At 68.9% G+C, this 8,569-nt stretch carries 9 protein-coding genes; 2 read left to right on the plus strand and 7 right to left on the minus strand.

Annotation, left to right across the window (positions count from 1 at the left end; all coding sequences use genetic code 11):
* Positions 1 to 21 precede the first annotated feature (21 nt).
* From AB0O24_RS18590 to sufB, 7 genes are all read right to left on the minus strand, one after another.
* A complete protein-coding gene (locus AB0O24_RS18590) occupies positions 22 to 954 on the minus strand; it encodes a siderophore-interacting protein (RefSeq protein WP_275799370.1) in 933 nt (310 codons plus the stop codon).
* Positions 955 to 1,030: 76 nt separating this feature from the next.
* Positions 1,031 to 2,194: an aminotransferase class I/II-fold pyridoxal phosphate-dependent enzyme gene (locus tag AB0O24_RS18595; protein WP_275799371.1), complete on the minus strand. Its 1,164-nt coding sequence runs from the start codon at positions 2,192 to 2,194 to the stop codon at positions 1,031 to 1,033.
* Between the two features lie 195 nt (positions 2,195 to 2,389).
* Entirely contained in the window at positions 2,390 to 2,719 is a 330-nt protein-coding gene (locus tag AB0O24_RS18600; protein WP_013586729.1) for a metal-sulfur cluster assembly factor, read from the minus strand.
* Positions 2,720 to 2,728: 9 nt separating this feature from the next.
* Positions 2,729 to 3,499 carry a Fe-S cluster assembly ATPase SufC gene (gene sufC / locus AB0O24_RS18605; protein ID WP_058597732.1) on the minus strand — a complete coding sequence of 257 codons (771 nt, stop codon included), beginning with the start codon at positions 3,497 to 3,499 and terminating at the stop codon, positions 2,729 to 2,731.
* A gap of 65 nt (positions 3,500 to 3,564) precedes the next feature.
* Positions 3,565 to 3,894: a non-heme iron oxygenase ferredoxin subunit gene (locus AB0O24_RS18610; RefSeq protein WP_275799373.1), complete on the minus strand. Its 330-nt coding sequence runs from the start codon at positions 3,892 to 3,894 to the stop codon at positions 3,565 to 3,567.
* Entirely contained in the window at positions 3,891 to 5,081 is a 1,191-nt protein-coding gene (gene sufD / locus AB0O24_RS18615) for a Fe-S cluster assembly protein SufD (protein WP_275799374.1), read from the minus strand. Before sufD ends, AB0O24_RS18610 begins: the two co-directional genes overlap by 4 nt.
* Complete coding sequence (gene sufB / locus AB0O24_RS18620; RefSeq protein WP_058597729.1) at positions 5,082 to 6,500, minus strand: Fe-S cluster assembly protein SufB; 1,419 nt, start codon at positions 6,498 to 6,500, stop codon at positions 5,082 to 5,084. It lies immediately after the preceding gene.
* Positions 6,501 to 6,749: 249 nt separating this feature from the next.
* On the opposite strand from sufB, the gene AB0O24_RS18625 reads away from it, so the two are divergent.
* Entirely contained in the window at positions 6,750 to 7,736 is a 987-nt protein-coding gene (locus tag AB0O24_RS18625) for a COX15/CtaA family protein (RefSeq protein WP_363376939.1), read from the plus strand.
* A 238-nt stretch (positions 7,737 to 7,974) separates the two neighbouring features.
* Positions 7,975 to 8,448: a hypothetical protein gene (locus AB0O24_RS18630; RefSeq protein ID WP_363376941.1), complete on the plus strand. Its 474-nt coding sequence runs from the start codon at positions 7,975 to 7,977 to the stop codon at positions 8,446 to 8,448.
* Positions 8,449 to 8,569 lie beyond the last annotated feature (121 nt).

The following is an 8,569-nucleotide window of genomic DNA, read 5'->3' on the forward strand; positions in this document are numbered from 1 at the left end:
CCCGCGCTGTCACGGGCGTTCCTAGGCCGAGCGCTCCGTCTGCCCCTCGCGCCAGTACCCCATGAAGGCGACGCGCTTGCGGTCGACGCCGCATCCCTGCACGAGCATCCGGCGCAGCGTCTTGACGGTCGACGACTCCCCCGCGATCCACGCGTAGAACTCGCCCTCTCCGTCCTCCGGGCTGTCCCAGAGCAGCTCCTTCTCGAGGTCGATATCCTCGAGCTCCTGCGGCCGCGGGGCCGCAGCCCGGGCGAGCACGTCGCCGGACGCTCGCGTCCACCCCTCGACGGCTTCGATCAGGGCCTCGCCGTGCGAGCGGTCGTCGCGGGCGAGCCAGGTCACCCGCGCATCGCCGACCGCCAGTGGAAGAGCGTCGTCGATGGTCGGCACCTCGATGAACGCGTCGACGTCCATGTCGAGCTCGAGTCCCTCGAGCACCGCGCACATCGCCGGAGCGGCGGTCTCGTCGCCGGCCAGCAGAAGGCGCCGAGCCGTGCCCGGGTGGAAGTCGATCCCCTGCGCCGACTCGGGGCTGCGCGCGTCGGGACCGACGACGAGGATCGAGTCCCCCGGCGCCGCGGCCTCGGCCCACGCCCCCGCGGGCCCGGCGTCGTGGTGCAGCACGAAGTCGACGTCGAGCTCGCGCGCCTCGGGATCGATCCGCCGCACGGTGTACGTGCGGAACGGCATCCGCTCCGCGTCGGGCAGATCCCTCCAGCGGACGTACCACTCGCCGTTGTCGATCGCCGACGGATCGTTCTGACCGATGTCGCACAACTGTCCGTCCGGCCCGGGCAGCACGATCTTGATCCGCTGGTCACGTCGGTCGGTGCCGAAAACGTCGAAATCCGCGGAGGTGAACGTGATTCGCGCGAAGTGCGGCGACAGCCTGCGTGCCTCCTTCACCACGGCGACGTAAGGACGGTAGGCGGGGCGCGTGGCGGTGGCGGTCACCGGATAAGGATACCCTTACCTATTCCCGGATGCCAGGACCCCGGCATCCGTTACCCCACGGTCGAACGACCGGCCGTCACGCGCCGCGCGCGAGCCGGCCGATCCGCTCGATCGCCTCGCGCAGCACCTCGGGCGCACACCCGACGTTGATGCGGACGTGGCCCACACCCTCCGCCCCGAAGAGCGGACCGTGATGCAGGGCGACCTTCGCCTCGCGGCGGATGTGGGGCGCCGGGTTGTCGCCCCAGCCGTACGCCGACACGTCCACCCAGGCGAGGAACCCCGCCTCGGGCAGGCGGTAACGCGCGAGCGGCAGATGCTCAGCGAGCAGCTCCGCCAGAAGACGGCGGTTCTCGTCGAGGGCGACCAGCAGTTGATCGAGCCACGCGTCGCTCTCGGCCGCGAAGGCGGCGCGGTTGGCGATCACGCCGAAGAGCCCTGCCCGCCACTCCACCTCCCACGGTAGCCCCCGCACCACCGCCGCGGTCTCCTCCGAGCCGGTCACGATCACGGCGCACTTCAGGCCCGCCAGATTGTACGTCTTGCTCGCGCTCGTGACCGCGTAGCCCACAGCAGCCGCCTCGGGCCCGGCATCCAGGAACGGGGTGAAGACGGACGGTGCGTGGGTCAGGGGCGCATGGATCTCGTCGCTGACGACCGTGGCCCCGTAGCGGTGCACCAGCCGGGCGAGCTCCGCGAGCGACTCCCGCGTGTGGACGGTCCCGGTGGGGTTGTGCGGATTGCAGAGCAGCACCGAGCGGGCGCCGTCCGCCAGCGCGCGCTCGATCCCCTCGAGGTCGAGAGACCAACGCTCGCCGTCGTCGAGCAGCGGGACGCGTTCGACGACTGCGCCAGCTTCCTCCACGGTGTCGTAGAACGGGGGGTACACCGGCGGGGTGACGATCACGCGGTCGCCCGGCGAGGTGACCGCGCGCAGCACCTCGACGACCCCCATCATCACGTCCCCGGTCCAGCGGATTCGCGCGGGGTCGGGGCGCCATCCCCAGCGACGGTCGGCGTACGCGGCGAAGTCGAGATCGATGCCGGGTCGCGGGGGCGTGTAGCCGGTGTCGCCGATCTCGACGGCGCGGTGCAACGCCGCCGTGATGGCGGGCGCGAGAGCGAAGTCCGTTTCCGCCACGAACATCGGAATGACATCGTCGCGGTAGGAGCGCCACTTGGTGCTGCTGCGCTGGCGGAGAAGGTCGAGCGGCAGGGCTTTCAAGGGGGGAACGCTCATCCCGAAAGCCTAATGAGAGCCCAGGACGCCACGGAATCCCGGTGTCAGACGGAGAAACACGAACCGATGTCGATCCGGGGTGAAAGACGAATGCCCACCCCCGGAGGGATGGGCATTCGATGAAGTGTTCAGATCGCGAAGCCGAGGGCGCAGAACCATGGACTCCGGGATGAGGACGTCGTGTTCAGATCGTGTTCAGATCGCGAAGCCGAGGGCGCGCATCATGTCGCGGCCGTCGTCGGTGATCCGTTCGGGGCCCCACGGCGGCATCCACACCCAGTTGATGCGGAAGCGATCCACGACGTTGTCGAGGGCCTGGGCCGTCTGCTCTTCGAGCACGTCGGTCAGCGGGCAGCCGGCCGAGGTGAGGGTCATGTGGATGACGAGCGCGTCGTTCTCGTCGTCCCACGCGAGGTCGTAGATGAGGCCGAGGTCGACGACGTTGATCCCCAGTTCGGGGTCCATGACGTCTTTCAGGGCCTCGGTGACCTCGTCGTACTTCTCGGGAGCGAGGGTTGCGGTCATGTAACGATCTTACGCGTCGATCGGGGTACCGGCCTCGAGGAAGCGGTCGTAGCCCTCTTCCTCGAGTCGGTCGGCGAGCTCGGGACCGCCCTCTTCGACGATCCGGCCCTTCACGACCACGTGCACGTAATCGGGGCGGATGTAGCGCAGGATGCGGGTGTAGTGCGTGATGAGCAGCACACCGAGGTCGGTCTGCTCCTTGGCGCGGTTGACGCCCTCGGACACGATCTTGAGCGCGTCGACGTCGAGGCCGGAGTCGGTCTCGTCGAGGACGGCGATCTTCGGCTTCAGCAGCTCGAGCTGGAGGATCTCGTGACGCTTCTTCTCGCCACCCGAGAAGCCCTCGTTGACGTTGCGCGAGGCGAACTTCGCGTCCATGCGCAGGTTCTCCATGGCGCCCTTGACGTCCTTGGTCCAGCTGCGGATCGCCGGCGCCTCGCCGTCGATGGCCGTCTTGGCCGTGCGCAGGAAGTTGGTGACCGTGACACCGGGGATCTCGACGGGGTACTGCATCGCGAGGAAAAGGCCGGCGCGAGCGCGCTCGTCGACGCTCATCTCGAGCACGTCCTCACCGTCGAGGGTGATCGAACCGCTCGTCACGGTGTACTTCGGGTGACCGGCGATCGTGTACGCCAGGGTCGACTTGCCGGAGCCGTTGGGGCCCATGATGGCGTGGGTCTCACCGGTGCGCATGGTCAGCGTCACACCGTTGAGGATCGGGGTCGTACCGTTCTCCGTCTCGACCGTCACGTGGAGGTCGCGGATCTCGAGGACAGACATGGTGTTCCTTACTCGTAAAGTCTTCAGGTCGTGGGCGTCGTCGTGAGCGGCGTCGTGGGCGGCGCTCAGGCCGTCGCCTTGGTGACGGACGGATCGATGAGCACGTCGTCTCCGTCGATCACGACCTCGTACACGGGGACCGGCTCGTAGGCCGGGAGGTTCAGCGGGCGGCCGGTCTTCAACGAGAAGGCGGAGCCGTGTGCCCAGCACTCCAGCGTCTCTCCCTCGACGAAGCCGTCGGACAGCGAGATGTCGCCGTGCGTGCAGACGTCGCCGATCGCGTGGACATCGCCGTTACCGTCGAGCACGACGGCGATCGCGACGCCGTCGATCTCGACACGCCGCGCCTCGTCCTGGACGAGGTCGCTCAGCGCGCAGGCACGCGTCGCGCTCACGCGGCAGCCCCCTCGGCCAGCTCGCGCTCGATCGCCGCGATGAGCTCGCTCTCGAGCTCCGGGATGCCGATGCGCTGGACGATCTCGCTGAGGAAGCCGAGCACGACGAGACGCCGCGCCTCTTCCTCGGCGATGCCGCGGGCCTGGAGGTAGAACAGCTGCTCGTCGTCGAAGCGACCCGTGGCGCTGGCGTGGCCGGCGCCCTGGATGTCGCCCGTCTCGATCTCGAGGTTGGGGATCGAGTCGGCGCGCGCACCATCGGTGAGCACGAGGTTGCGGTTGGCCTCGTACGAGTCGGTGCCCGTGGCATCCGAACCGATGAGGACGTCGCCGATCCACACGCTCCGGGCGCTCTCACCCTGGAGCGCACCCTTGTAGAGCACGTCGCCGACGGTGTGCGGACCCTTGTGGTGCAGGTAGACCTGCGACTCGAGGTGCTGGCCGGCGTCCGAGAACGACAGGCCGTACAGGCGTCCCTCGCTGCCGGCGCCGGCGAGCTCGACCGACGGGTTGACGCGGACGACGCCGCCACCGAAGCTCACCACGACGTGGGTGAGCTTCGCGTCGCGGTCGACGCGAGCCTGATGCGAGGCGGCGTGAATCGCGTCGTCGTTCCAGTTCTGCACCGACACGACCGTGAGCTCTGCGCCGTCGCGGACGAGGATCTCGACGTTCTGAGCGTGCTGCGCGCTGCCCTCGTGCCGCAGCACGACGGTGCCGCGGGAGTTCGGCTGCGCCTCGATCACGACGTGGGCGTGCGCGAGGCCGCCCGTGCCGGTGAGCCGCACGACGATCGGCTCGTCGAGCTCGACGTTCGCCGGGATGCGCAGCAGCGGAGCCTCGGGCTCGTGCGTCCACGCCAGGGCGGCGGGCAGGTCCTCGGGGCGGAAGTGCTCACCGCGCGGGGCATCGCCCGCCGCGAGACGCAGCTGCTCGACCGCCGCGGGCGCCTGGACGTCGACCTCGATGACGCCGGTCGGGCCGGCCTCGTCGACGAAGAGCGGCGCGAGCCGATCGACCGGGCTCAGCTTCCAGTTGACCTCGCGGCCGGTGGGAACGCCGAAGTCGGCGGGGTCGAACGACGTGGGTCGCTCCGAGCGCGTCTGCACCGGGACGACGGATGCCACGAGGGCTGCCGGGTCGACATGACCGCTGGCGGCTGCGGGAGTTTCAGTCGCAGTCGTCACTTAACCAACACTGCCTTCCATGCCCATTTCGATGAGCTTGTTGAGTTCGAGCGCGTACTCCATGGGGAGCTCGCGGGCGATCGGCTCGATGAACCCGCGCACGATCATGGCCATGGCCTCGTCTTCGGGAAGGCCGCGGGACTGCAGATAGAAGAGCTGCTCCTCGCTGACCTTCGAGACGGTCGCCTCGTGGCCGAGCTGCACGTCGTCGACGCGGATGTCGATCGCCGGGTACGTGTCGGAACGCGAGATCGTGTCGACCAGGAGCGCGTCGCAGCGCACGGTGTTCGCGGAGTGGTGCGCGTTGGCATCCACCCGCACTTCACCGCGGTAGCCGGCGCGACCGCCGCCGCGGGCGATGGACTTCGAGACGATCGACGACTGCGTGTACGGCGCCATGTGGATCATCTTCGCGCCCGCGTCCTGGTGCTGACCGGGACCGGCGAACGCGACCGACAGGGTCTCGCCCTTGGCGTGCTCGCCCATGAGGTAGATGGACGGGTACTTCATCGTCACCTTGGAGCCGATGTTGCCGTCGACCCACTCCATGGTCGCGCCCTCGTGGGCGACGGCGCGCTTGGTGACGAGGTTGTAGACGTTGTTCGACCAGTTCTGGATCGTCGTGTAGCGCACGCGGGCGTTCTTCTTCACGATGATCTCGACCACGGCCGAGTGCAGGGAGTCCGACTTGTAGATCGGAGCCGTGCAGCCCTCGATGTAGTGGACGTAGCTGTCTTCGTCGGCGATGATCAGCGTCCGCTCGAACTGGCCCATGTTCTCCGTGTTGATGCGGAAGTACGCCTGCAGCGGGATCTCGACGTGCACGCCCTTCGGGACGTAGACGAACGAGCCGCCCGACCACACCGCCGTGTTCAGCGCCGCGAACTTGTTGTCGCCCGCGGGGATGACGGTGCCGAAGTACTCCTCGAAGAACTCGGGGTGCTCGCGCAGGGCCGTGTCGGTGTCCATGAAGATGACGCCCTGCTGCTCCAGGTCCTCGCGGATCTGGTGGTAGACGACCTCGGACTCGTACTGGGCGGCGACACCGGCGACGAGACGCTGGCGCTCGGCCTCGGGGATACCGAGCTTCTCGTACGTGTTGCGGATCTCCTCGGGGAGGTCCTCCCACGACTGCGCCTGCTTCTCGGTCGAGCGCACGAAGTACTTGATGTTGTCGAAGTCGATGTCGGAGAGGTCGGCGCCCCACGTCGGCATCGGCTTGCGACCGAAGAGCTGGTACCCCTTCAGACGGGTCTTCAGCATCCACTCGGGCTCGGACTTGAGAGCGGAGATGCCGCGCACCACGTCCTCGTTGATCCCGCGCTGGGCCACCGCGCCGGCGGCGTCGGTGTCGTGCCAGCCGAACTCGTATTGTCCCAGGCTCTCGAGCTCTGGTCGGTCGATGAGGACATCGGACATGGTGATCACTCTCCTTCTCGGGCTGCAACGGTGTCATCCGCCCCGACATTCCGGACTCCGGTCGAAGTCTCAGGAAGGTCGCTGGTGAGCCCGCTCGAAGGCGCTGGCTGCGCGCCTAGACTGTCTCTGGTGCCGAACGCGTGAGCGCTGCACCCGGACCCTTTGATTCTACAGGCAAGACCCGCTCCTGGCACGGCAGCACCACTGCCCCGACGGCCCCGAGCGGCCCGCTGCCAGGAAGCCCGACGCATGTCCTCCGCCTCGACCTCCCCCGCCCGCTCTCGCCTCGCCGGAGGGCTCCGCCGCTTCGTCGAATGGCTACCGGCCGACGTCGACCGCCGCGTGCGGGTCTTCGCGTGGCTCTCGTTCGTCGCGGAGGTCCTGATCATCGGCACCGGCGGCGCCGTCCGTCTGACCGGTTCGGGGCTCGGCTGCCCCACCTGGCCGCGTTGCACCGCCGACTCGATCGTCAACACCCCCGAAATGGGAATCCACGGGGTCATCGAGTTCGGAAACCGGACGCTGACGGGGCTCGTCGGCATCCTGGCCCTCGTCGTGGTCGTCCTCGTCTGGCGAATGCGACGCGAGCGCCGCGCGCTGTTCGTGCTCGCGCTGATCGTGCTCGGCGGCGTCGTCGCGCAGGCGCTCGTGGGCGGGGTCACCGTCCTCACGGGCCTCAATCCCTTCATCGTCGGCTTCCACTACATCGCCTCGGTGTCGCTGGTCGCCGTGTGCGCCGCCTTCCTGGTGCTGATGTCGGGTCCGGCCGGGAGCCGCGTCCTCGCCGTGCCGCGCTGGTTCGCCGGCCTCGTCCACGCGACCACGGGCGTCCTCGCCCTCACGATCGTGTTCGGCGTGCTCACCACCGGGGCCGGCCCCCACTCGGGCGACGCCGCGGCGGGTCGCAACGGGTTCGACGCAGAGGTGCTGGAGCACGTGCACTCCTGGCCGGGGTACGCCCTCTTCATCCTGACGCTGATCGTCGTCATCGCCGCGTGGCGTCTGCGACTGCCCGTACGTCGGTGGGCAACAGCCCTCCTGGCGGTCGAGCTCGTGCAGATCGCCGTCGGTCTGTACCAGGCGCGCAACGGCCTGCCCGAGATCGCCGTCGGCACCCACATGGTGCTCGCGGCCCTCGCCGCCGCCGCGATGACCGTCGTCGTGCTGCGGCTGAAGAAGCCCGCGGCATCCGTCGCCGCCGCCGACCGGCGCGAGGCGGCGTCCGCTCGCGGCTGACGAACGTCGAGATCGCGAAGGTCGCCCCGGATGCCGTGCGCAGGGGCGGCCTTCGCGTTTGGCGAGGAGTGCCCCTTATACGCTCATAGAGGATTCATCGGCGACCCCTAGCCACCGCCATGACGCGTGCGACACCGTGGACTGTCCGGTGCACCCCTGCGCCCGGATCCCCGGTGCCTCGCCACCGGAAACCGCATCCGCGCCTCCCCCGGGCGCGGAACGACAAGGAGTACATCTCATGCAGACCCGTCCCCGTCTGGTCACCAACGTCCCGTTCTGGGTTCTCGTGATCGCGTCGCTCGCCGCAGTGATCGGCGGACTCGTCCTCGTCCTGGCTCAGGTCAACGCGATCCAGGCCCTGGTCAACGACCCGAACGCCACGGTCGTCACCGTCTACGTCGCCCAGTCGTGGGTGTCGGTGGGCGCCGCCGTGCTCGCCGCGGGCGCGATCGGCCTCGCCTCGGCACTCGCCGTCGCCACCGTCGTCTCGACGCGCACGAACCCCGAGGTCGCCATCGAGACCATCGACTGGACCAGCGACGAAGAAACGGCGCCCGAGCAGGCTCCGGCCTTCGCGACCGCCCCTTCCGCGGCCCCGACCACCACGGCCCCGATCGCCGTCGAGGACGCCGACATCGAGACGCCCTCGACCGCTCCCGCCCCGCCGCAGGCGGCAGCCCAGAAGGACGACACCGACTCCGCCGCGCGCTGAGTCACATGAAGAAGGCGCCCGCCCCGCGCGGGTTCTAACGGTGGTCGCAACACCCCAGATTTTGGGAGGTTGCGACCACCGTGTCGTTTTCGGAGGAGAAGGATCGTCGTCGGGATGAGTT

The organism is Microbacterium sp. NPDC086615 (assembly GCF_040686055.1).
In the GTDB taxonomy this organism is placed as follows: Bacteria; Actinomycetota; Actinomycetes; order Actinomycetales; family Microbacteriaceae; genus Microbacterium.